The 22,093-nt window shown below is 61.0% G+C and carries 19 protein-coding genes; 9 read left to right on the forward strand and 10 right to left on the reverse strand.

Annotated features, from left to right (window positions below):
• The first annotated feature begins 71 nt into the window (after window positions 1-71).
• The 4 genes from CAL20_RS14025 (at window position 72) to rpsT (ending at window position 4,079) form a co-directional block, all read left to right on the forward strand.
• Window positions 72-830: a 3-hydroxyacyl-CoA dehydrogenase gene (locus tag CAL20_RS14025; protein ID WP_094821744.1), complete on the forward strand. Its 759-nt coding sequence runs from the start codon at window positions 72-74 to the stop codon at window positions 828-830.
• A gap of 200 nt (window positions 831-1,030) precedes the next feature.
• Window positions 1,031-2,590: a murein biosynthesis integral membrane protein MurJ gene (murJ, locus tag CAL20_RS14030; RefSeq protein ID WP_094838155.1), complete on the forward strand. Its 1,560-nt coding sequence runs from the start codon at window positions 1,031-1,033 to the stop codon at window positions 2,588-2,590.
• Between the two features lie 130 nt (window positions 2,591-2,720).
• Window positions 2,721-3,671 (forward strand): FecR family protein, encoded by a 951-nt coding sequence (locus CAL20_RS14035; RefSeq protein ID WP_094838391.1) that lies wholly within the window; start codon window positions 2,721-2,723, stop codon window positions 3,669-3,671.
• A 144-nt stretch (window positions 3,672-3,815) separates the two neighbouring features.
• Entirely contained in the window at window positions 3,816-4,079 is a 264-nt protein-coding gene (rpsT, locus tag CAL20_RS14040) for a 30S ribosomal protein S20 (RefSeq protein ID WP_094821746.1), read from the forward strand.
• 193 nt (window positions 4,080-4,272) lie between these two features.
• On the opposite strand, the gene garL is transcribed toward rpsT, so the two are convergent.
• From garL to CAL20_RS14060, 4 genes are all read right to left on the reverse strand, one after another.
• On the reverse strand, window positions 4,273-5,040 hold the full coding sequence (gene garL, locus CAL20_RS14045; RefSeq protein WP_094821747.1) for a 2-dehydro-3-deoxyglucarate aldolase: 768 nt from the start codon (window positions 5,038-5,040) through the stop codon (window positions 4,273-4,275).
• A 120-nt stretch (window positions 5,041-5,160) separates the two neighbouring features.
• A complete protein-coding gene (locus CAL20_RS14050) occupies window positions 5,161-6,273 on the reverse strand; it encodes an Ldh family oxidoreductase (protein WP_256981497.1) in 1,113 nt (370 codons plus the stop codon).
• A 107-nt stretch (window positions 6,274-6,380) separates the two neighbouring features.
• On the reverse strand, window positions 6,381-7,160 hold the full coding sequence (locus CAL20_RS14055) for a FadR/GntR family transcriptional regulator (RefSeq protein ID WP_094821748.1): 780 nt from the start codon (window positions 7,158-7,160) through the stop codon (window positions 6,381-6,383).
• 78 nt (window positions 7,161-7,238) lie between these two features.
• Entirely contained in the window at window positions 7,239-8,324 is a 1,086-nt protein-coding gene (locus CAL20_RS14060; RefSeq protein WP_094838156.1) for an SMP-30/gluconolactonase/LRE family protein, read from the reverse strand.
• Between the two features lie 201 nt (window positions 8,325-8,525).
• Between CAL20_RS14060 and CAL20_RS14065 the strand changes: the two genes are divergently transcribed.
• The 3 genes from CAL20_RS14065 to CAL20_RS14075 all read left to right on the forward strand — a co-directional run bounded on the left by CAL20_RS14065 (window position 8,526) and on the right by CAL20_RS14075 (window position 12,892).
• Entirely contained in the window at window positions 8,526-9,497 is a 972-nt protein-coding gene (locus tag CAL20_RS14065; RefSeq protein ID WP_254924088.1) for a Bug family tripartite tricarboxylate transporter substrate binding protein, read from the forward strand.
• 42 nt (window positions 9,498-9,539) lie between these two features.
• Window positions 9,540-10,496 carry a 2-hydroxyacid dehydrogenase gene (locus tag CAL20_RS14070; protein ID WP_094838392.1) on the forward strand — a complete coding sequence of 319 codons (957 nt, stop codon included), beginning with the start codon at window positions 9,540-9,542 and terminating at the stop codon, window positions 10,494-10,496.
• Window positions 10,497-10,789: 293 nt separating this feature from the next.
• A complete protein-coding gene (locus tag CAL20_RS14075) occupies window positions 10,790-12,892 on the forward strand; it encodes a TonB-dependent siderophore receptor (protein WP_094838157.1) in 2,103 nt (700 codons plus the stop codon).
• A 9-nt stretch (window positions 12,893-12,901) separates the two neighbouring features.
• Here CAL20_RS14075 and CAL20_RS14080 read toward each other — a convergent pair whose 3' ends face one another.
• Window positions 12,902-13,192 (reverse strand): DUF3579 domain-containing protein, encoded by a 291-nt coding sequence (locus CAL20_RS14080; RefSeq protein WP_094821752.1) that lies wholly within the window; start codon window positions 13,190-13,192, stop codon window positions 12,902-12,904.
• Between the two features lie 111 nt (window positions 13,193-13,303).
• On the opposite strand from CAL20_RS14080, the gene argF reads away from it, so the two are divergent.
• Both argF and argG read left to right on the forward strand, forming a co-directional pair.
• Window positions 13,304-14,245 carry an ornithine carbamoyltransferase gene (gene argF, locus CAL20_RS14085; protein WP_094821753.1) on the forward strand — a complete coding sequence of 314 codons (942 nt, stop codon included), beginning with the start codon at window positions 13,304-13,306 and terminating at the stop codon, window positions 14,243-14,245.
• Between the two features lie 529 nt (window positions 14,246-14,774).
• A complete protein-coding gene (argG, locus tag CAL20_RS14090; protein ID WP_094821754.1) occupies window positions 14,775-16,112 on the forward strand; it encodes an argininosuccinate synthase in 1,338 nt (445 codons plus the stop codon).
• 336 nt (window positions 16,113-16,448) lie between these two features.
• Here argG and CAL20_RS14095 read toward each other — a convergent pair whose 3' ends face one another.
• The 5 genes from CAL20_RS14095 to CAL20_RS14115 all read right to left on the reverse strand — a co-directional run bounded on the left by CAL20_RS14095 (window position 16,449) and on the right by CAL20_RS14115 (window position 22,093).
• Window positions 16,449-18,350 carry a potassium transporter Kup gene (locus CAL20_RS14095; RefSeq protein WP_094821755.1) on the reverse strand — a complete coding sequence of 634 codons (1,902 nt, stop codon included), beginning with the start codon at window positions 18,348-18,350 and terminating at the stop codon, window positions 16,449-16,451.
• A gap of 17 nt (window positions 18,351-18,367) precedes the next feature.
• Window positions 18,368-19,489, reverse strand: coding sequence for an ATP-binding protein (locus CAL20_RS14100; protein WP_094838158.1), 1,122 nt, complete (start codon window positions 19,487-19,489; stop codon window positions 18,368-18,370).
• A gap of 50 nt (window positions 19,490-19,539) precedes the next feature.
• Complete coding sequence (locus tag CAL20_RS14105; RefSeq protein ID WP_094821757.1) at window positions 19,540-20,211, reverse strand: response regulator transcription factor; 672 nt, start codon at window positions 20,209-20,211, stop codon at window positions 19,540-19,542.
• A 314-nt stretch (window positions 20,212-20,525) separates the two neighbouring features.
• Window positions 20,526-21,065, reverse strand: a complete 540-nt coding sequence (locus tag CAL20_RS14110; protein ID WP_094821758.1) for an ExbD/TolR family protein — start codon at window positions 21,063-21,065, stop codon at window positions 20,526-20,528.
• Entirely contained in the window at window positions 21,065-22,093 is a 1,029-nt protein-coding gene (locus CAL20_RS14115) for a MotA/TolQ/ExbB proton channel family protein (protein ID WP_094821759.1), read from the reverse strand. Before CAL20_RS14115 ends, CAL20_RS14110 begins: the two co-directional genes overlap by 1 nt.

A 22,093-nucleotide genomic window follows, 5' to 3' on the forward strand; every position in this document is an offset into this window, starting at 1 on the left:
TCTCGCGCTACCCCCTGGGCGCCGTGGCATGCCACGGCGTTTCTTTGAACCTCTCCCTCTGAAGAACTCGTATGGAAATCGCGAACAAGGTATTCATTGTGACTGGCGGGGCCTCTGGCCTGGGTGCCGGCACTGTGCGCATGCTGGTCGACAACGGCGCCAAAGTCGTCATCGCCGATGTTCAAGACGAACCCGGCGAAGCCTTGGCCAAAGAACTGGGCCAACGCTACGTGCATTGCGATGTCACCCAAGAGGCTGACGGTCAGCGAGCGGTCGCTGCCGCGCTGGAACTCGGTGCATTATTCGGCCTGGTCAACTGCGCAGGCGTTGCCCCAGCCGCCAAGATCGTCGGCAAAAATGGCGCGCATCCGCTGGACTTGTTCCAAAAAGTCGTCTCGATCAACCTGATCGGCAGCTTCAACATGATGCGCCTGGCAGCCGAAGCCATGAGCGCCAACAGCCCTGAGCCCACCGGCGAACGTGGCGTCCTGATCAACACCGCCTCGGTAGCGGCGTTCGACGGCCAGATCGGCCAAGCCGCCTACGCCGCCTCAAAGGCCGGCGTCGCGGGCATGACCCTGCCGATTGCGCGAGATCTATCCAAAGCCGGCATCCGCTGCATGACCATCGCCCCTGGAATCTTCGGCACCCCGATGATCTTCGGCATGCCCCAAGAGGTCCAGGACTCCCTGGCTGCCAGCATCCCGTTCCCCGCACGCCTGGGTCGTCCCGAGGACTACGCCAAGCTGGTGCACAGTATCGTCACCAACGACATGCTCAACGGTGAGACCATCCGTCTGGATGGCGCGATCCGCATGCCGCCCAAATGATACAAACCCTGCGCGCCGACGCTGCGGGTGCGCACCATGCCGTCCCGGGCACGCCCGGAACGACCATCCCCCTGGCGGCAACTTGCGCCAGGGGGATTTTTGCCGCTGGACCGGCCCCAAGACAAAAAAGCCTCCTGACGGAGCAGCAAGCCGAAGGTGCAGCGTGGGGCTTTTTTACCGTTTAATTCCCTTATCACCCTATGAGTCTGTTTCGCTCGGCTGCTACGGTCAGTAGCTTCACGCTGTTGTCGCGCATCACCGGTTTGGTTCGCGACATTCTGGTTGCGCGCGCCTTTGGCGCCGGGCCACTGACAGACGCCTTCTGGGTCGCCTTCCGGATTCCCAATCTGCTGCGGCGCCTGTTCGCCGAGGGCGCCTTCGCGCAGGCCTTCGTGCCCATCCTGGGTGCCGCCCGCACCGAACGCACAGACGCCGAAGTGCGCACTCTGCTCGATCGCGTCGCGCTGCTGCTGACGCTGGCCCTCATGGCCGTCACACTCGTCGGCATTCTGGCCGCTCCCTGGGTTGTCACCGCCATGGCCAGCGGCTTGCGCGGCGAAGCCCGCGGCACGGAGTTCGGTGCGGCCGTCTGGATGACGCGGATGATGTTCCCGTACATCCTGTGCATGTCGCTGGTGGCCTTTGCCTCGGGGGTTCTCAATACCTGGCGGCGCTTTGCCGTGCCGGCCTTCACTCCTGTTCTGCTTAACCTCTCCATGATTGGGGCCTGCCTATGGCTGGCTCCGCGCCTGGACATTCCGATATACGCCCTGGCAATTGGCGTCATGGCGGGTGGCGTAGCCCAACTGGCGGTGCAGTGGATAGCCCTGGCGCGTCTGGGCCTGACGCCCCGCTTTGCGACCAATCTGCGGCTAGCCTGCGGCGACGCCACCGTCAAACGCATCCTCAAGCAAATGGCGCCCGCCACCCTGGGCGTATCCGTTGCCCAAATATCGCTGTTGATCAATACCAATATCGCCACGTGGCTCGCGCCAGGTAGCGTCACATGGCTATCGTTTGCCGATCGCTTGATGGAATTTCCCACCGCCTTGCTGGGGGTCGCGTTGGGCACGGTACTGCTACCCAGCCTGTCGGCCGCGCATGCGAAACAGGACCAGGTTGGCTATTCCGCCCTGCTGGACTGGGGACTGCGCTTGGTGATATTGCTGGGTCTGCCTGCCGCGCTGGGCCTGGCGCTGTTATCGGACGGGCTGGTAGCCACGCTCTTTCATTACGGCGCCTTTCAGGCACAAGACGTCATACAGACCCGCCTGGCCGTGATGGCCTATTCCGTCGGCCTGATTGGCATTCTCAGTGTGAAAATCCTGGCGCCCGGCTTTTATGCGCAACAGGATATCCGTACCCCGGTCAAAATCGCTGTCATGGTGCTGATTGTGACCCAGCTCATGAACCTGGCCCTGGTCCCGGCACTGGCTCACGCCGGCCTGGCGCTGGCCATCGGCCTGGGCGCTACGCTTAACGCTCTGGCATTATTGTTCGGCCTTTTGCGCCGAGGGACGTACCGTCCCGGCCCGGGCTGGCTGACGTTTGCGTTGCGCCTGCTGCCCGCTTTAGCAGCCTTGGCTGCCGTCCTTTATTACGCCGATCGTCATCTGGATTGGATAGCATTACAAAACCATCCGGCACAACGCGCATTGTGGCTAGCGGCCGTCCTTGCCGCCAGCGGCATCGCATATTTTGCTGTGCTTTTCATTTTTGGTTTCCGCCTGCTCGATTTCGGCCGCCGGCGCAGTCAATAATCCCCATCATCGTTAATAACAAAAAGTTTTTAACTTCAATTAAAAGAATTTTCACAATTAATGTAAACTAAAGTAAAAATAGCATTACTATTTAACCTTCAATAGCCGTTCGGATTCGCTTATGGGAATGATGCCTCCCTTCAGCCACGCATCCCCTCTGGCAAACCAAGCCATCGATTGGCTGTTATTGCTGCGGTCAGGCCGTGCCACGCAGCTCGACTACGCAGAGTTTCGGGCGTGGCGCGACGCGCACCCTCAGCACCATCAAGCCTGGCAAAATTTGACTACCAGCATTGATGGCGCAGCCTTTGATCAGGCGGACGATTCGCATCCCCCGTCCAGCTCTGCCTCGTATAGCCGGCGCCGTTTCCTGGCTCGCGCGGGACTCACGGTGCTCGTTGGCGGCGCTACAGCCTATGCTTGCAACGCGGTTTACCCACTGCAGAACTTGGCGTCAGACGCTGCAACAGGTACCTCCGAGCGGCGTCGTTACACGCTCACCGACGGCAGCAGCCTGCTGCTCGATGCACGCAGCTCCTTGGACTTGAGCTACACCCCCTATCTGCGCCAGCTCAATTTGCAAAGCGGCGCGGTCACGATCGAGGCTGCGGCGAATGAATCCCGGCCGTTCCTGACCAAGACGGCCGAGGGGCTGATTCGATCGCACGGCGCCCGTTACATGGTTCGCCAACAATCGCACCGCACACTGGTTGTCGCTCATGACGAGCCAATCGAAATCCAGACTCGTGCCGGCGCACATACCATTCTGCAACCGGGCATGGGCATACGCTTTGATGCGCTTCGCCTGGGTGAACCCAGCCGAGAAATGGCTACCCGAGCCGCCTGGGAACATGGACGCATCGTAGCGCGTGACGTTACCCTGAACGAGGTCGTCGAGACCTTACGTCCTTACTATTCGGGGACGCTACGTGTTACCGTCGCGGCAGGGGGACTTCCCGTTTCCGGCGAATACTCGCTCGATGACGTCAGCGGGACATTGCGCAGCCTCGAACAGAGTCTGCCCATCACCGTGCAGCGTTTCACACCCTGGGTCACCTCCATTGCCGTTGCTTCAGCCTGACGCAACGCTGTTCTGGCTGCCGCCGCACGACGCGTCTGTGGCGCCTCGGCAGACTCTTGAGACACAACACTAGAAATTCCTTGCAATCCCCGGCAAACTTGCTACAATGTTGGACTTTGCCGAATTCACTTAATTAATCAACACATGGCCAATACCGCCCAAGCCCGCAAACGCGCTCGCCAATCCGTAGAGCGTAACAAGCACAACTCCAGCCTGCGCTCGATGCTGCGCACCGCCATCAAGCGCGTACGCCAATCGATCGAAGCCGGCGACAAGGCGGCGGCTAGCGAAGTGTTCCAAAAAGCCACCAGCGTGATCGATCGCGTGGCTGACAAGAACATCATTCACAAAAACAAGGCCGCTCGCCACAAGAGCCGCTTGGCTGCCGCCATCAAGGCGCTGGCCTAAGCCATTCTGCTGCCCCTGCTCTGCAGGGCTGCATGAATACGGCAAAACAAAAGGATGCCCGTGGGCATCCTTTTGTTATTGCAGCAACGGATTTCGCTTGTCGTTGCTGATCGCACACGCTCCGCTGCGGGCTAACGCGTGCCTATGCGACATGCGCCAGCAAGCAGCCGGCCGGATCGCCGGCCGATTTCATTCACTTCGCAAACGCCTCACGCAGCGCGAAGGTCGCTTGCTTGAACACGCCCAGGTCCGTGCCCACCGCGACAAAGTGCATACCCATGTCCAGATAGCGGCGTGCATCTGCCTGCACGGGCGCCAGGGTGCCTACAGCCTTGCCCTGAGCAGTGACGCGGTCATATAGATGGCGAATGACCTCTTGCACCTCTGGATGGCCCGGATTACCCAAGTGCCCCAAGCCCGCCGCCAGATCCGACGGACCAATAAAGATGCCGTCCACGCCCTCGACCGCCGCGATCTCATCGACGGCATCCACGCCGGCTCGGCTTTCGATCTGCAACAGTACGCAGACATTGTCGTTGATCGTCGTCAGATAATCCGGCACCGTGCCATAGCGGTTGCTGCGCTGTGCCCCCGCCACACCGCGGATCCCCTGCGGCGGATAGCGCGTAGCAGCGACGGCGCGACGCGCCTCTTCCGCCGTCTCGATAAACGGTATCAACAGGTTATAAAACCCGATATCCAGCAAACGCTTGATCTCGACCGGATCATTCCAAGAAGGCCGGCCGATTGCCGCGCTCGTGCTGCCCTGCAGCGCCTGCAATTGCTGCAACATCAGCGGGACCTCGTTGGGCGAATGTTCGCCATCGATCAGCAACCAATCGTAGTTGGCCAGGCCCGCCAGTTCGGCGGTAATGTGGTTGGACATGCACATCCAAAAGCCGATCAACCGCTCGCGAGCCAGGATCTGCTGGCGAAAACGGTTAGGCAACGGTGAATTCATAATCACTTCCTTGGCTAAGTAGAAAGCTCTCGTGGCTGCACGCAATCCAGCAGCGAGAGACAGAAACGTGGCGCGATACGCGCTCTAGCAAAAACCCCCATCGAGCGTAACGCCAGCGGCTCACGCGGCGCTCAGCACATAGTCCACGCCGCTACGTTCGCAAATAGCGCGCAGACGCTGTTCCAGCGCCAATGGAATGGGAATGCCCTCGCGCAGGCGACGCTCCCGCTCGACCGCCTCGGGCTCTCCAGCCACTTGCACGGGCTTGGCCGGATCGGCCGGCGGCGTTTCATGCAAGGTGTCGATCACCTCGTCCAGTTCGTCTTCGAATGACCCCGAGTCCCGGAATGCATCCGGATTCAGTGCCAAAAAGAAATGTCCGATATCGTCGGGATCGCCCGGACGGCGCACTGCGGCTTGCCGCGCCGCCAACGCACTGCCGCTCAACGTGCCGCCCAGGATTTGCGCCATCATCGCCAGGCCATAGCCCTTATGGCTGCTCATGGCGGCGGTACCGCCCAACGGCGTCAAGCCACCCTCGCGCCGGTCAAAGATGTAGCGCATCGCTTCGGCCGAATCGGTCACATTGCCGCCCTGGCCATCGACCGCCCACCCCTCGGGCAAGGGCTTGCCATGAAAGTCGTACACCTTGACCTTGTTCGCAGCGACCGTGGTCGTGGCCATATCCAGCACGAAGGGTTCGTTCTGGGCCGCTGGGGCTGCAAACGCAATCGGATTGGTCCCCAGCATCGGAAACGCCCCATGCGTAGGCACCATGATCAGCGTCGTCGCACTACTGGTCACCAACCCCACCGTGCCACGCCGCACGGCCATACGCGCATAAACACCCGCCGCGCCGAAGTGATGCGAATTTCGCACCGAAACGGCGCCTACGCCATGCTCCAAGGCCTTGTCTACCGCGAGATTCATCGCCTGCGCCGCGACCGGATACCCGAGACCTGCCATGCCGTCGAGCAACGCGGTAGACGCTGCCTCGCGCACCAAACGAGGCCGCGCACCGATCTGCAACGTACCGGCACGCAACTTGGCCTCATACGCAGGCAACATGGAAATGCCGTGCGAATCGATTCCCAGCAAATCCGTTTCCGCCATCAGGTCCGATGTGGTGACGGCCAGATCCTCCGGCATCCCCCACGCCATCAACACCAGCCGTATCTGCTGACGCACCTGCTGCGCCGGCACATTGGTCACTTGGCTACTACCACCCTTCACTGCCGCTCTCCTTCGGGCTTCACACCCTTGTTCTCAACGGGCATTGCACCCGTCTTGCCGCCACATATGTGTTGAACCACGCTGGACCGCGCCCAGCCGCTCGATTCTCATTGATCCCGTTCACGATCCACCAGTCGATGACGTGCCTGACCCAGATGAAACTGCATCGCCACCCGCGCCCGCTCGCCGTCCTGTTCGCGTATCGCCGACAAAATGGCGGCGTGCTCGTCCACAACGCGTTGCGCGCGTTGACGCGACCCGGTACGCGTCAGACTCAATGTCAGGCGCATGAAACCGCTGATCGACTCGTGAATCGATTCCAGCACCCCCAGGTAATAATCATTACCCGTCGCCTGTGCAATACAGGCATGAAAGGCCAGGTCCGCTTCCGCGGAAATATGGCCACGTTCCAGTTCATCCACGAACGCCGCATGTGCCTGCTCGATCTGAAGCAGCTCCTCGTCCGTGCGCCGCATGGCTGCCAGGCGTGCGGCGTCGCCCTCGAGCGCAACACGGACCTCTTGGGCCCGTAAATACGCTCCCACATTCCGCACATCGCTGAACGTTTTTAAACGAGGCGCGGGCTGATGACTGACAAACGTCCCCAAGCCCTGATGCGCCGTCACCAACCCATCTGCACGCAAGCGCAGCAGCGCCTCGCGTACTACCGGCCGCGAGACGCCAAAACGCTCGCAGATCTCGTGCTCGGATGGCAGCTTGTCGCCGACATTCAACCCGCCTTCGACTATCTGTTCAAAGATCTGGCCGTATAGCTGATCTGCCAGACGCACGCGCTGGCCTCGCTCCAGGACCAAGGCACCACCGCCCTGCTTGTCGGCTGCGGCTGCGTTCGCCTCGCCGGCGAGCGTGCCAGGCCCCGCTTGCATTGCTGGACTCAAGGGGCTGGCATTCGTCGTGCCCGCCCCCGATCTCGCTGCTCGTTTACGTGTAGTCGACATGACGCGCTAACCGCCAACCGCCCCTTGCGTATTCACATACAAGGCATAAACGGAATGCGACGATGCCATGAACAAGCGGTTACGCTGCGCGCCGCCAAAGCACAGATTGGCGCAGCGCTCGGGCAAATGAATATGGCCCAGGCGTTTGCCTTGAGGCGAGACGACCATCACGCCGTCCTTGCCCTCGCCCATGCCCCAGCCCAGCCACAGATTGCCGTCCACATCGCAGCGCAGGCCGTCGATGGTGCCGCCTTGCGCGTCCAGGAACACCCGCCCGTTAGACAGCTTTTTGCCGCCCTCGGTCACGTCATACACATGGACCAAGCGATTCGGCGTCGCGCGCCCTTCGACCACATACAGCAGCGACTCATCAGGCGAAAAGCACAGACCATTGGTGCCCTTCAGGTTCGTGATCATGGCCTCGCCCTTGCCCGTCTGCGCATCGATGCGATAGACCGTGTGCGGCAATTCGGCCTTGGCCTTGCGGCCCTCGTAATTGCCGCCAATCCCGAACGGCGGATCCGAAAACCAGATCGAACCATCCGAATGGCAAATCACATCATTGGGCGAATTCAGAGGCTTGCCTTCATAGCTATCCATCAGCACCGTGATCGAACCATCGTATTCCGTACGGGTGACGCGGCGCGTCAGATGCTCGCACGTCACGAGACGGCCCTGCCGATCGCGCGTATTGCCATTGGCGTAGTTCGAGGGTTTGCGAAACTCGCTGACCGCCCCCGTGGACTCATCCCATTTCATGATGCGGTCGTTGGGAATATCGCTCCACAGCAAAAACCGCCCATCGCCAAACCATACCGGCCCCTCGTTCCAGCGCATACCCGTCGCAATGCGCTCCACGCCCGCATTGAACAAGCGATAGGGTTCGAATGCGGCATCCAGCACTTGCACCGAAGGATCGGGATACGCCGCAGCAGGCTCCCAGGCACGCGCCCATGCGGGCAGCGTCACCGCCGCTGCGCCGACCCCCGCCAACCACCGGCGGCGCCCGTTATGGACCGATGTCTCGTCTTCAGGATTCGGCTGCTTTGGTAGGGATGCGGCAGCGGACTGTGGAGCAGGAATATCACGCATAAAGTTGTCTCCGGCTTATCGTTATCTTCGCTGTGCGAGCATACTCACACTAGGGTATTTACTGCTAAAAATGCCGTGTTTATCACCGTACGATACGGCCTCGGAAAAGTATACTTGGTTGACAAGCATACTCTCAACGCTTGGTCTTGTTTTACAAGACTCCCCGCTCACAAGATGCGCCCAACGCGCACAGGAGACATCGTGAAGAAACTGATTAGCGCCATCGCAACCGCCAGCCTCACCCTGCTCGGCGGCACTGCTGCCCAAGCCGCCTCGTATCCCGACAAGCCCGTCACCGTCATTGTGCCCTTTGTTCCTGGCGGCTCGTCCGACATCACGGCGCGCTCGGTCCTGCCGGGGATGCAAAAGCTCCTGGGCCAGACCTTCGTAGCCGAAAACAAACCCGGCGCCAACAGCGCCATCGGCGCTCAGGCTCTCGCACGCTCCACGCCAGACGGCTACACCATGATGGTCGGCTCGATCGGCACCTTTGCGATTAACGAAGCCTTGTACAAAGAACTCTCGTACAACCCCAGCAAGGACTTTGCCTATCTGACCCAGGCCGTGCGCAACCCCAACATCCTGGTCGCACCGCCCTCGTTCCCGCCCAACACCGTCGCCGAACTGGTGGAATACGCCAAGAAAAACCCCGGCAAAGTCTCGTACGCCTCCTCCGGCACAGGTTCGTCGGACCACCTGTCTGCCATCCTGTTTCGCCAGCGCACCGGCACGACCGGCGTAGACGTCCCCTACCGCGGCGGTGGTGCTGCCATTGCCGACCTGTTGGGCGCCCAAGTCAACGTCTCGTTCCAGAACCTTGGCGCAGTACAGAAACACGTACAGGCCGGCAAACTGAAGGCCCTGGCCATCACCGGCGATGCCCGTTCACCGGAATTGCCCAACGTGCCCACCCTGGCCGAAGCCGGCATCAAAGACATGGTGGTGTACTCGTGGCAAGGTTTTGCCGTACCTAAAGACACCCCGGCCCCGATCGTGAAAACCCTGTCCGACGCACTGCGCACCACGCTGCGTGACCCCAGCGTGATGAAAACCCTGCAAGGCCTGGGCTTTGAGGTCGTGGCCAACACACCCGAAGAGTTCGCCGCCTTCCAAAAAGCCGAGGTCGCCCGCTGGAAGCAGGTCATCAAAGAAGGCGGCATTGAGCTGCAATAAATCAAGTAGCATTTGTTTTTTCTCACCCCAACCATCAACGACATGACCACCAAGCCACGCATTCTTCAGGTCGGCTCTCTGTCCGGCTCTCCTTCCGCCAACCAACGGCTCGCCAACGACTACGACGTCTTCGAGCTCTGGAAACACGGAGATCGCAAAGCCGCCCTCACCGACCACGGCAAAGGCATCACCGCCGTGGTCACCTCGGCAACCATGGGCGCCGATGCCGACCTGATCAATGCGTTGCCTGATCTGAAGGCCATCTGCAGTTGGGGCGTGGGCTATGAAACCATCGACATACAAGCGGCCCGTGCCCGCGGTGTCCTCGTCAGCAACACGCCGGACGTCCTGACCGACTGCGTGGCCGATCTGGCCTGGGGGCTGATGATCGCCGGGGCGCGCCGCATGAGTCTGGGCGACCGCTTTGTACGGGCCGGCCGCTGGGGCCAGGTCCACGGCAACATCCCGCTGGGCACCCGCGTCAGCGGCAAAAAACTGGGTGTGATCGGGCTGGGCCGCATTGGCCAGGCCATCGCCCGCCGCGGCGATGGTTTCGACATGGAAGTCCGCTATCACAACCGCCGTGCACGGTCCGATGTGCCGTACGGCTACGAAGCCTCGCTGATCGATCTCGCTACCTGGGCCGATTTCTTGGTTGTTGCTACCGTCGGCGGCCCGGAAACCCGCCATCTGGTCAATCAGCAGGTCATCGAGGCATTGGGCCCGAAAGGCATCATCGTCAACATCGCGCGCGGCCCCGTCATTGACGAACAAGCCCTGACAACCGCCCTCGAAAACGGCAAACTCGGTTGCGCTGCCCTGGACGTGTTCGAATACGAGCCCAAGGTGCCCGAGGCCCTCATCGACAGCGATAACACGGTCTTGCTGCCTCACATCGGCAGCGCCACCTACGAAACCCGCCTGGCCATGGAAGACCTGATGCTGGAAAACCTGGCATCGTATTTCCAGAGCGGCAAGCTGGTCACGCCGGTCGAATAAACCCTCAGCCGCCACAGTGAGCCGCGCAACGGCTCGCTCTCGTGCCGGCGCCGATCTGCCGAGCGGGTGCAACGCCCGCTATTGCGCCTGAATCTGGGCGCTTTCCTTGTAGCGTCAGATGCTTTCCTCAAGGCCGTCCAACACCATTGCCTGTCATGGCCAACGCTTCAAAATTTAAGAAACAAAAACGATTATCATTATTGGTGCAATAATTATTATTCCTGGCTAGCCCGGCCGGCGCCTCTTCGCCGCTGTCGCCTCGCCCCTCACCTCGCTGCATTTCACATCACGCCATGCCGTTGCCGCAACGCCCCCTTGTTTGCCTGATCGCACTCATCCCTACCCTGGCCATAGCGCAGCCTGCCACGACAAGCCGTCCCGATGATGACATCGCGCAAATGCCGACGGTACAGATAACCGGCGATGATGGCGCCGAAGCATTCAATCCGGTCACCCCGCCTCAAGTCAATAAATCCTCTATTCCGCTATCGGCGACACCGCAATCCATCACCGTGGTGCCACGCGGCGTGCTCGACAGCCAACAGGCGCAGACCCTGGCCGATGCTCTGCACAATGTGCCGGGCGTGGTCAGCAATCAATTTGGCCGTCGCGGCTGGGACGATCTGATCATTCGCGGCCAAGTGGCATCGGATTCCATTTTCCTGGACGGCCTGCGCGTCTCAGACAGCAACCGTGTCGCACAAGAATTGTTCGGCGTAGACCAAGTCGAAGTCCTCAAAGGGCCCGCCTCATTGCTGTATGGCCTGGTGCTGCCCGGCGGACTGGTAAACATGGTGAGCAAACGTCCGCAGGCCGAGGCCTTTGCCCGCGCCGATGTCACGGTGGCCAGCCATGATTTCTATCAGGGCACGCTGGACATGGGAACGCCTCTGTCCGACAGTGGCAAGGCGGCGTTTCGTCTGAACGCGCTGGCCATGAACTCGCACGATGCGACCGATTATGTGTGGTTCAAGAATCGCTGGATCGCCCCCTCGCTGTCGCTGGACCTCGGCGCCGCCACCGACTTTACGATTCTGGCCAGCTACCAGGAACGCCGCTACATCCGCCAGCAGGGTTTGCCGCTGGCGGGTTCCGTCCTGCCCAACCCCTTGGGCAGCATTACCCGCAGCCGATTCATCGGCGAACCGGACCAAGACCCTTATCGGGCATTCCAAAGCCGCATCGGCTACGCCCTCACCCATCGCTTTGCCAACGGTTGGACGCTCAATCAAAACCTGCGCTGGCAACAGTTCTCGGTTACGGGTCAGTTGATCGCCAACGGCACGCTGAATGCGGACAATCGAACGCTGCGACGCACCGCGACAGATCAAGCCTGGGACGGCGACACCTTTTCTCTGGACACCAATGCTCAACGCCGTTTCGACACCCCGCTGGGCCGTCATACCATCATGGTCGGGGTCGACTATCTACGTTCAAGGGAAAACGCGCTGTCGTACAACTGCAGCGTAGGCACGCTGGATGTTTACGATCCCGTCTACGGCAGCGCTATTACCTGCCCCGCCAATCCGCGAACCGACACCACGTCGACACTGCGCGCATTGGGCGTCTACTTACGCGACCAGATAGAGTTCGGCGAGCGTTGGCAACTCGTCGCGGGCCTGAGACGCGACCATGCCGCGACCTATTCCACCAACCATTTGAACGGCGAGCGCGCAGACAATCCGTCTCAAGCCACCACCGGCTCTGCGGCCCTCATGTACGAAATATGGCCCGGCGTGCGCCCCTATATCAGCTATGCGACCTCGTTCTATCCCAACAGCGGGACCGACGTCGATGGCAACGTGTTTGATCCCGAAAAAGGATCGCAATGGGAAATCGGCGTGAAATTCGATCTGGATGACGGGGCTACCAGTTTGACGCTGGCCGCCTTCGATTTGCGCCGTCGCAGCGTCCTGCAATCCGACCCCTTCAACGACGGTTTCAGTATCGCCGTAGGCGAACAACGTACGCAGGGTGCGGAAATCGGCTTTGCCTCCGATCTGGGCAACGGCCTGAGCCTGATGGGAGGCTATGCCTATACTGCCGCCGTCATCACCGACGATGGCGGTCAATCGCCCTCCACAGAGGGAGACTGGCTGGACAACGTACCACGGCACAGTTTCAATCTGACGGCGCGATATCGCCTGCAAGACCGGCTGCTAGGCTGGGAACTCAACGGCACCGTACGCGGAGAAAGCCGCCGTCATGCCTACGGGTACGAAATTCCCGGTTACGCCGTGGCAGACGTCGGTGTCGCGTATCACGCGGCACATTGGCGCGCGGCGCTGACCGTGCGAAACCTGTTCGACAAGGACTACTTCACTGGCGGCTTGCGTAACGCGGTCGCGCTGGGAGACGGCCGCACCGCCATGCTGACGCTGGGATACCAATATTAGGGCCAGGCGTCACACCTCGCGTTCCTCGGTCTTGAGGTTATTGTCGCGGGCGAAGTCCACCACGAATTTGTAGGCCAGCGGCTCCAGGTCTCGCAGCCGCAGATCCACCACCACGCCGCGAACCCCATCGATCAACATGGGTAACACATAAGGCGAATAGGTCAGGTGGCTGCCAGCCGAGCCAGGCGGCCGGAACTGGGCCATCACGCCGGCCAGGCGCTCGGCCCAATCACTGGGACGAAAACGGGAGCCACTCTCGGTGACGCCGTGAATAACGAATTGTTTGACGCGATTTGTCATGAATTTTTCACCACGGGCGGCGTGCGCTGCGTCCGGATCGGACAAACGACAAAGATGCGGCCCGCGCCGCGAATTGTATATGATTGATGTTTTGGCTTCGCCCTTTTCATCATGACACCTCCTGCGCACCAGACTGGCCCGTTGCGGCACTTCCTGCAGTTCCGGGACTTTTCCCCCAGTGAAATCGCCTATGTTCTCGACCGTGCCCGCTTGATCAAAGACAAGTTCAAGCGCTACGAGCCCCATATGCCTCTGCACGACCGCACTCTGGCCATGGTGTTCGAGAAAGCCAGCACCCGTACCCGCGTCTCGTTCGAGGCCGGGATGTACCAAATGGGTGGCTCTGTCATCAACCTGACGTCCAACGATTCGCAACTGGGCCGCTCCGAGCCCATCGAAGACACGGCCCGCGTGATTTCCCGCATGGTCGACATCGTCATGATCCGCACGTTCGAGCAGACCCGCATCGAGCGCTTTGCCTCGCATTCGCGCGTGCCTGTCATCAACGGGCTGACCAACGAATTCCACCCTTGCCAGATTCTGGCCGACATCTTCACGTACGTCGAACACCGTGGCCCCATCGCCGGCAAGACCGTTGCCTGGATCGGTGATGCCAACAATATGTCCTACACCTGGCTGCAGGCGGCCGAAATGCTGGGCTTTACGCTGCATGTGTCCACACCGCCTGGCTACGAACTCGAGCCCAATCGCATCGGCACCCCACCCGAGGGCGTGCTGCGCCAGTTTGCCGACCCCATCGAGGCCTGCCGCGGCGCTCATCTGGTGACGACCGACGTCTGGACCAGCATGGGCTACGAGGCCGAAAACGACGCCCGTCGCGCGGCCTTTGCCGATTGGTGCGTCGACGCCGAAATGATGGCTGCTGCCGATCCCCAGGCTGTGTTCATGCACTGCCTGCCCGCTCACCGTGGCGAAGAAGTCACCGGCGAAGTCATCGACGGGCCGCAAAGCGTTGTCTGGGATGAGGCGGAAAACCGGCTGCACGTTCAGAAAGCGCTGATGGAATTCCTGTTATTGGGCAAAATCGATTGACGGCGAATTCCGGGGCGAGGTGATTCAGTTCGCTTCGGCCTCTTGCGGTTTGACGTCGTTCGTGCGGCGAGAAAAATGAGTTCTTGAGGCGTTTGCCGCAGCCGGGGCGCAGTGGCGGACAGGCCTGGTCGGCTGACTCGTCCCCTCAACGGGGACTCGGCCTACGTCCGCGGGCCATCGGCGGGCCGGGGGCCAAACTCGCTCCGCTGCGCTCCACTCAAACATGGCCCCCGGACTGCCCCCGCCGATGGCCCGCGGACTCGGCAGCCTCCGACAGGCCTGCCCGCCACTGCACCCCGGCTGCGGCAAACTCACAGCTAGGAACAGCTGCATTTCTGCTCGCCAAGGCGTTGAAAGGTGGATGCTTGAACGAGAAGCGCCACGGCTGGCGGTAGTTACGACCACGCCCGGCAAACGCGTTAAAATGGATAATTCCGCGTACGCGCCGCAGGGCTTTGCCCTGCTCAACGCGTCAGTTGGTTCTTCTTACGTTTCATTCGTCCGTCGTCCCGTAGGCGATTTACACACCATGACCACTATTCTTCCCAATCTGCCCATCGGCCAGAAAGTCGGCATCGCCTTTTCGGGCGGCCTGGATACCAGCGCGGCCCTGCTGTGGATGCGCAATAACGGCGTCGTCCCCTACGCGTACACCGCCAACCTGGGCCAACCCGACGAATCCGACTACGACGAAATCCCGCGCAAAGCCCTCGCCTACGGCGCTGAAAGCGCCCGCCTGATCGACTGCCGTCCTCAGCTCGTGGCCGAAGGCATTGCCGCCCTGCAATCGGGCGCGTTCCACATTTCCACTGGCGGCATCACCTATTTCAACACCACGCCCATCGGCCGCGCTGTCACCGGCACCATGCTCGTGGCCGCCATGAAAGAAGACAACGTCAACATCTGGGGCGACGGCAGCACGTTCAAGGGCAACGACATCGAGCGTTTCTACCGCTACGGTCTGTTGACCAACCCGGAACTGAAAATCTACAAGCCCTGGCTCGACCAGCGCTTTATCGACGAACTCGGCGGCCGCTCGGAGATGTCCGAGTACATGCGCCAAGCCGGCTTCGACTACAAGATGTCCGCCGAAAAGGCCTACTCGACCGACTCCAACCTGCTGGGCGCCACGCACGAGGCCAAAGACCTCGAGCACCTGAACTCCGGCATCCGCATCGTCAAGCCCATCATGGGCGTTGCGTTCTGGCGCGATGACGTCGCCGTCAAAGCCGAAGAAGTCACCATCCGCTTCGAAGAAGGCCAACCCGTTGCGCTGAACGGCGTCGCATACGACGATCCCGTCGAACTGATGCTCGAAGCGAACCGTATCGGCGGCCGTCATGGCCTGGGCATGAGCGACCAGATCGAAAACCGCATCATCGAAGCCAAGAGCCGCGGCATCTACGAGGCCCCGGGCATGGCGTTGCTCTTCATCGCCTACGAGCGTCTGGTCACCGGCATCCACAACGAAGACACCATCGAGCAATACCGCGAAAGCGGCCGCAAGCTCGGCCGACTGCTGTACCAAGGCCGCTGGTTCGACCCCCAAGCCATCATGCTGCGCGAAACCGCCCAACGCTGGGTTGCCCGCGCCGTCACTGGCGAGGTGACCCTGGAACTGCGCCGCGGCAACGACTACTCGATCCTGAACACCGAGTCGCCCAACCTGACCTACGCGCCCGAGCGCCTGTCCATGGAAAAGGTGGAAAACGCCCCCTTCACCCCAGCGGACCGTATCGGCCAGCTGACCATGCGCAATCTCGACATCACCGACACGCGCGCCAAGCTCTTCACCTACGTGCAAACCGGCCTCCTGGCCGCCTCTGGCACGGCGTTGCCCCAGTTGAAGGACAACGACAAAAAGTAATCAGCTAGCACCCACAAAAAAACCGCACTGATGTGCGGTTTTTTTGTGGCCCGAATTATTTCCGATAACGACGCGATCAAACCGCAACGGCCAGCCCCTGTATGAGTTCCTGCCGGTCGCCGGGGAGCCGCGCCGGGCCGTAGAGCGCGGATTTAGCCCGCGAAGCGGGCCGAGGCCCCTGATCACGGGCCGAGTCCGTGCGATAGGCCCGGTGCGGCTCCCCGGCGACCGGCAGGAACGGCTAAAGAACCCCATCGCCACGCCAATCAACGCCTGCACCGGCCCCCAAAAACCATCTCCAACTCTCACGCTGCAAACCCGCAGCAACACCACCACTTACACTTCGACCTGCATCCCCATCTCCACCACGCGATTCGGCGGAATCTTGAAAAACTTCGTACTGCGCGTCGCATTGCGCGCCATAAATGCAAACACCCCGCGCCGCCAACGCCACATCGCAGGTTTTCTCGCCGCCACGACCGTCTGACGCGACAGGTAATACGACGTCCGCATAGGCTCCAAATCAATTTCAGGATAAGCCTCTGCCACCTGCCTCAAGACATCAGGCACATTGGGATCTTCTTTAAACCCATAATCCACCACAATCTGCCAGCACGACGCACTGATCTGTTCAACCTTAAAGCGCTCGTGCTCCGACACGTAAGGCACGTCGGCCACCGCAACCGTCAAGAACAACACATGCTCGTGCAGCACCTTGTTGTGCTTTAAATTATGCAGCAGCGCAGCCGGTACCAAGCCTGGACTCATGGTCATGAAAATCGCCGTACCTGGCACGCGCGCGGGCGGATACTCCTCGAGTTGCACCATGAATTCTTTCAGCGGCTGCTGATCGCGGCGCTGCTGCTGGGCCAGCAATTGACGGCCCCGGCGCCACGTCATCATCAAAGAAAACACGATCGCGCCTACCAGCAAAGGCAACCACCCGCCTTCATGAATCTTGAAAATATTGGCACCGAACAGCAGGATATCCACCACCAGCAGCACACCGAGCGTTGCCAGCCACAACACCCGCTTGCCGCCTGTCGCACCGCGCGGCAATACCGCAAATGCCAGCACCGTTGTCACCAACATGGTGCCCGTGACTGCAAAACCATACGCCGCAGCGAGGTTTTCAGAATCCTGGAACACCAGAACCAGAATCAACACTGACACCAGCAGCAACGCGTTGACCTGCGGCAAATAGATCTGGCCCTTTTCGACCGCCGACGTATGCAAAATCTGCATCCGCGGCCAAAAGCCCAATTGCACCGCTTGGCGCGTCACCGAATACGCGCCAGAAATCACAGCCTGAGCCGCTACGACCGTAGCAATAGTCGCCAAGATCACCAGCGGTACCAGCCCCCATTCCGGCGCCATCAGGAAAAACGGATTGCGAATGGCCTGCGGGTCACGCAACAACAACGCGCCCTGACCGAAATAGCACAGCACCAAAGCCGGCAACACCATCGAGAACCAGGCACGCCGGATCGCCGGGCGGCCAAAATGGCCCATGTCCGCATAAAGCGCCTCCGCCCCTGTCAGCGCCAGCACCACAGCGCCCAGCAACAGGAAGCTGCCCAAAGGAAACTCATCGATGAAGCTCAGCGCCCATGCGGGATTCAAGGCCTGCAGCACCTGGGGCGCTTGCCAGATCTGCCATCCCCCCAATATCGCCAGCGTCGTAAACCACAGCGCCATGATAGGGCCGAACAACTTACCCATGGCCCCGGTGCCTTTGGACTGGATCACAAACAGCAATATGAGGACCACTAGCGCCAACGGGACGATCCAGGGATCCAGCGTATGCGACACCACGCCTATGCCTTCCAGCGCCGACAACACCGAAATCGCCGGGGTAATCATGCTATCGCCGTAAAACAGCGACGCCCCGAAAATCCCCAGCACCACCAGCAGCCACCGCGAGCGCTCCGAACGCCCGCGTACGGCAAGCTCCAGCAATGCCAGTGTGCCGCCCTCGCCCCGGTTATCGGCGCGCAGCACCAACATGACGTACTTGAACGAGACGACCAGCATCAACAGCCAGAACAGAATCGACAGCACACCCAGAATGTGATCAGGCTCAACATCGGCAAAGCCGACCAGACAGGCGCGCAGGGTATACAGTGGGCTGGTGCCGATATCACCATAAACCACTCCCAGCGCCCCGAGCATCAGCATGGCTTTCGACGACGCAACATGGTCGTTGCCTGAAATAGGGACCTGCACAGGCGAACTCATCCGTTACTCCCAGTGAGTCAAACAGTACGATCCTGACGGGTCAATTGCGCCCCCTTGCGAGGGCCGGGGAAAGCCACAGACAAGCGCGTGCCAGGATATTCGGGCCGGCTGGTCAGTTTCCACCACGCGCCATGGGCATGCGCAATCTCGCGCACGATGGCCAGCCCCAATCCCGAGCCGCCGGCAGTAGAGCCTGGCGAACGATAAAACGCCTCGAACACGCGCTCGCGTTCTTCGCCAGGGATCCCAGGGCCGTCGTCCTCGACAATCAGTGTTGGCGGATTCTCGCTGACTGTCAGCGTAATACGGCCAATGCCATTGCCATAGCGCACGGCATTGTCGATCAGGTTGCCCAGCAGCTCATCCAGCAGCAATGGATCGCCATCGATCCAGACAGGATGATCCGGCGCCACCAGGTCAATATCAAAATGTGCCGCATGGGCATGCGGTATCCATTCCGCACCGCTCACCCGTACCCATTCACACAGGTCGATGCGGACAAAACTGTCCTGCGGACGCGCGTTCGGATCCGATCGCGCCAATACCAGCAGTTGCTGCCCGAGCCGGATCATGCGGTCGCTGACAGCTTTGATGCGTTCGGCACGCGCCCGCACATCGTCCGGTAGCGGACGCGCCAACATCAGCTCGGATTCCATGCGCAGCCCGCTCAACGGCGTACGCAGTTGATGCGCGGCATGGCCGATGAACCGGCGCTGCGCGGCCAATGAAGCATCCAGACGCAACAACAGATCATTGGTGTGCGTCACCAAAGGCGCGATCTCGTCTGGCACGCCCGCAACCTCCAGCGGCTGCATATCATCGATAGATCGCTGACGGATTTCTTCGGATAGATGATTGACCGAACGCAACCCGGATCGCACACCCTGCACGATCACGGCGGCGAAGACCCCCACCAGTACCGCCTGGCCCAGGACCATGACCCAGAAGAAATCCTCCAGCATCCAGCCGGCCATATCGAATTTATGGCTGATGACCCAGGTGGCCAGCAAATCCAGCGCCACCAGCACCAGAATGGGCGGTAGCAGCCGTTTGACCAGATAGCGCGCCAACGAGCCGCGCGAAAAACGCCAACGCCCGGTCGCAGACGCGTCCGAAATAGAGGAATGTGAATCCAGCATAGTGGAAGACGCAGGTCGGGGCACAGCGTGCGCGGACCTGCGATGGGTATTCACGCTGCTTGCGTTTCCAGCATATAGCCGAAACCCCGTACCGTCTGGATACTGGCGCCCGTGCCTTCGAGGCGCTTGCGCAAACGGTAGACGTAGACCTCGACCGCGTTTTCGCTGAAGTCTGCGTCCCAGGCCGACAGAGAATTGACGATCTGGCGCTTGGTCACCACGCGTCCCGCGCGCGCCATCAGCATTTCCAGCACGGAAAGCTCACGCACCGATAAGGATAAACGCTGACCATTGGCGCGAACCTCGCGCCCGACCGTATCGAAACTGAGCGGGCCCGCCTCGATCAACGGCTGTGCCTGGCCCGAGCGGCGGCGGCCGAAAACACGTACGCGTGCGGCCAGCTCAGGCAAATCAAAGGGCTTGGTCACGTAGTCATCCGCCCCGGCATCCAGTCCCGCCACGCGATCGTCCAGACCATCGCGGGCTGTCACGATCAACACGGGAACCTGGTTGCCGTCCTGGCGCAGTTGCCGCAGCACATCCAGCCCGCTGCGGCCCGGCAGATTCAAGTCGAGTAAAAGCAGATCGTAGGTCTGCCCGGCCAAGGCGCCCAGCACCTTGTCTCCGTCGGTTAGCCAATCGACCGCATAACCCTGGTCGGCCAAAAACTCCTGGAGCGCGTGGCCCAGGGTCATGTCGTCTTCGATTACAAGTACTCGCATGGCGGAATTCTAGCGCGAAGTATGGTTTAGAAGAAATTCGCCGTGAGGCGCCCGGCCGTATCTGCCGCAGTTAAGGATTGAGACAGGCGCTGCGAAAACGCTGTAAATCAAGCGCCAAATCCGCGACATGATATGCCAAGGCGCTGAAATGCACTGCGTCACACTTGTGACAGTTATGCCCAGATGCCGATACGGGACATGCGAGCTCGCTGCCGCGCTGACAAGGCGCTGAAACGCAACGTGCCAGACCTGGTGAGTCTGGCACGTTTTGGGCATGACCATCACAGCGTGTGTCATGCCGAGTCGGCAGCGGTTTACTGTGCCGCGGCGGGCGCCGGTGCCGCAGGGGCGGCAGACGGTGCGGGCGATCCGCTAGACGGCGTTCCAGCGCCAGCAGGTGCACCGCCTGGTGCAGCACTGCCTGGGGCGCCGCCCTGAGCCGCCGGTGTAGTGATAAAGCCTATTCGCGACAAGCCCGAGCGGCGCGCCGCCGCCATGACCTTGGCCAAGGTCTCGTAGCGCGTGTTCAGGTCAGCGCGAATGCGCAGTTCGGGTTGCGGCTTGGTCTGCGCCATCGTATAGAAACGGTTGGGCAAATCATCCATCGCCACGGGCTTATCGTCCCAGAACAACGCCCCGGCGGGATCGATCGCCAGGTCCACGCTTTTGGGTTCCTGGTCGATCGGCTCGGAGCTGACCTGCGGCATATTGATGCGCACCGAGTGCGCCATCAACGGTGCCGTGATGATGAAAATCACCAGCAGCACCAACATGACGTCGATCAGCGGCACCATGTTGATTTCCGACACCGCGTGGCTGCCCGGACCTTTACTGTCAAAGCTGCCAAAAGCCATTATTCCGCTCCTCGGCCGTTCCCGCCCTGGCCATGACGGCGCAGCGCGCGCACTTTGCCATCAGACAACTCCACCTGCTGGCCCGTGCTCAGGAAGGCAAACAAATCATGCGCAAACGCGTCCAGACGCGACAGGAACACGCGGTTATTACGTACAAATGCGTTATAGGCCAACACTGCCGGGATAGCGACCGCCAGACCCAGGCCGGTCATGATCAGCGCCTCGCCCACGGGGCCGGCAATACGGTTGATCGTCACTCCGTCGGCCAGGCCGATACCGACCAGCGCGTGGTACACCCCCCACACCGTGCCGAACAAACCGACAAACGGCGCCGTCGAGCCGACCGAGGCCAATACCGTCAAGCCGTTTTCGAGCTTGGCGGTCTCTTCGTCGATGACTTTACGCATCGTGCGCGTCACAAACTCGCCATTCGCGCCTGACTCTTCGAGCTTGGTCGCACCGAATTTGGCGTGGTGAGCCTGCGCATGCATGGCATGGCTGGCCAAATGCGAGAACGGATCACGCGCACCATGCGTCACGATCTCGTTCTCGACCTGTTCCAGCGAACTGGAATTCCAGAACTTGTTCAGAAAATCGGCCGAACGGCGGCGCATGCGCACATTGCTGACGCACTTCACCAGGATCAGATACCACGTCACCAGCGACATGATGATCAGGATGGCGAACAAGCTCTTGCCGACAAAATCGCTCTGCGCGACAAAATGCAGGAAACCCATGTCCGGTACCGTGGGCATGGGGGGCAACGCGCCAGCGGCCTGCTGCAACGTGTCGCCTGCCTGCGACAGGGCGGGGCCTGCCTGATGCAGCGCATCGGCGGCTTGTTGCGCGCCAGGCACAGCAGGAGCGGCGCCGGAAGCGGCAGGCGCCACGGCGCCTGCGGCGGGCGCAAGGCCCGAAGCAGCGGGAGCGACAGAGCCTGCAGCCGCCGCGGCGCCAGAGGCCGCGGGCGCCGTCGGCGTGGTGCTTGCCTGCGCCACCAGGATGGCATTATGCATAGCGTTAGACAT

This window comes from Bordetella genomosp. 4 (assembly GCF_002261185.1).
In the GTDB taxonomy this organism is placed as follows: Bacteria; Pseudomonadota; Gammaproteobacteria; order Burkholderiales; family Burkholderiaceae_B; genus Bordetella_A.

Coding starts and splice junctions, on each gene's coding strand:
- CAL20_RS14060 (WP_094838156.1), bottom strand. CDS start 8,324: ATGCGTGATATTCCTGCTCCACAGTCCGCTGCCGCATCCCTACCAAAG.
- CAL20_RS14100 (WP_094838158.1), bottom strand. CDS start 19,489: ATGCTGGATTCACATTCCTCTATTTCGGACGCGTCTGCGACCGGGCGT.
- rpsT (WP_094821746.1), top strand. CDS start 3,816: ATGGCCAATACCGCCCAAGCCCGCAAACGCGCTCGCCAATCCGTAGAG.
- murJ (WP_094838155.1), top strand. CDS start 1,031: ATGAGTCTGTTTCGCTCGGCTGCTACGGTCAGTAGCTTCACGCTGTTG.
- CAL20_RS14055 (WP_094821748.1), bottom strand. CDS start 7,160: ATGCAAGCGGGGCCTGGCACGCTCGCCGGCGAGGCGAACGCAGCCGCA.
- CAL20_RS14080 (WP_094821752.1), bottom strand. CDS start 13,192: ATGACAAATCGCGTCAAACAATTCGTTATTCACGGCGTCACCGAGAGT.
- CAL20_RS14095 (WP_094821755.1), bottom strand. CDS start 18,350: ATGAGTTCGCCTGTGCAGGTCCCTATTTCAGGCAACGACCATGTTGCG.
- garL (WP_094821747.1), bottom strand. CDS start 5,040: ATGAATTCACCGTTGCCTAACCGTTTTCGCCAGCAGATCCTGGCTCGC.
- CAL20_RS14115 (WP_094821759.1), bottom strand. CDS start 22,093: ATGTCTAACGCTATGCATAATGCCATCCTGGTGGCGCAGGCAAGCACC.
- CAL20_RS14075 (WP_094838157.1), top strand. CDS start 10,790: ATGCCGTTGCCGCAACGCCCCCTTGTTTGCCTGATCGCACTCATCCCT.
- CAL20_RS14025 (WP_094821744.1), top strand. CDS start 72: ATGGAAATCGCGAACAAGGTATTCATTGTGACTGGCGGGGCCTCTGGC.
- CAL20_RS14070 (WP_094838392.1), top strand. CDS start 9,540: ATGACCACCAAGCCACGCATTCTTCAGGTCGGCTCTCTGTCCGGCTCT.
- CAL20_RS14035 (WP_094838391.1), top strand. CDS start 2,721: ATGCCTCCCTTCAGCCACGCATCCCCTCTGGCAAACCAAGCCATCGAT.
- CAL20_RS14110 (WP_094821758.1), bottom strand. CDS start 21,065: ATGGCTTTTGGCAGCTTTGACAGTAAAGGTCCGGGCAGCCACGCGGTG.
- CAL20_RS14105 (WP_094821757.1), bottom strand. CDS start 20,211: ATGCGAGTACTTGTAATCGAAGACGACATGACCCTGGGCCACGCGCTC.
- argF (WP_094821753.1), top strand. CDS start 13,304: ATGACACCTCCTGCGCACCAGACTGGCCCGTTGCGGCACTTCCTGCAG.
- argG (WP_094821754.1), top strand. CDS start 14,775: ATGACCACTATTCTTCCCAATCTGCCCATCGGCCAGAAAGTCGGCATC.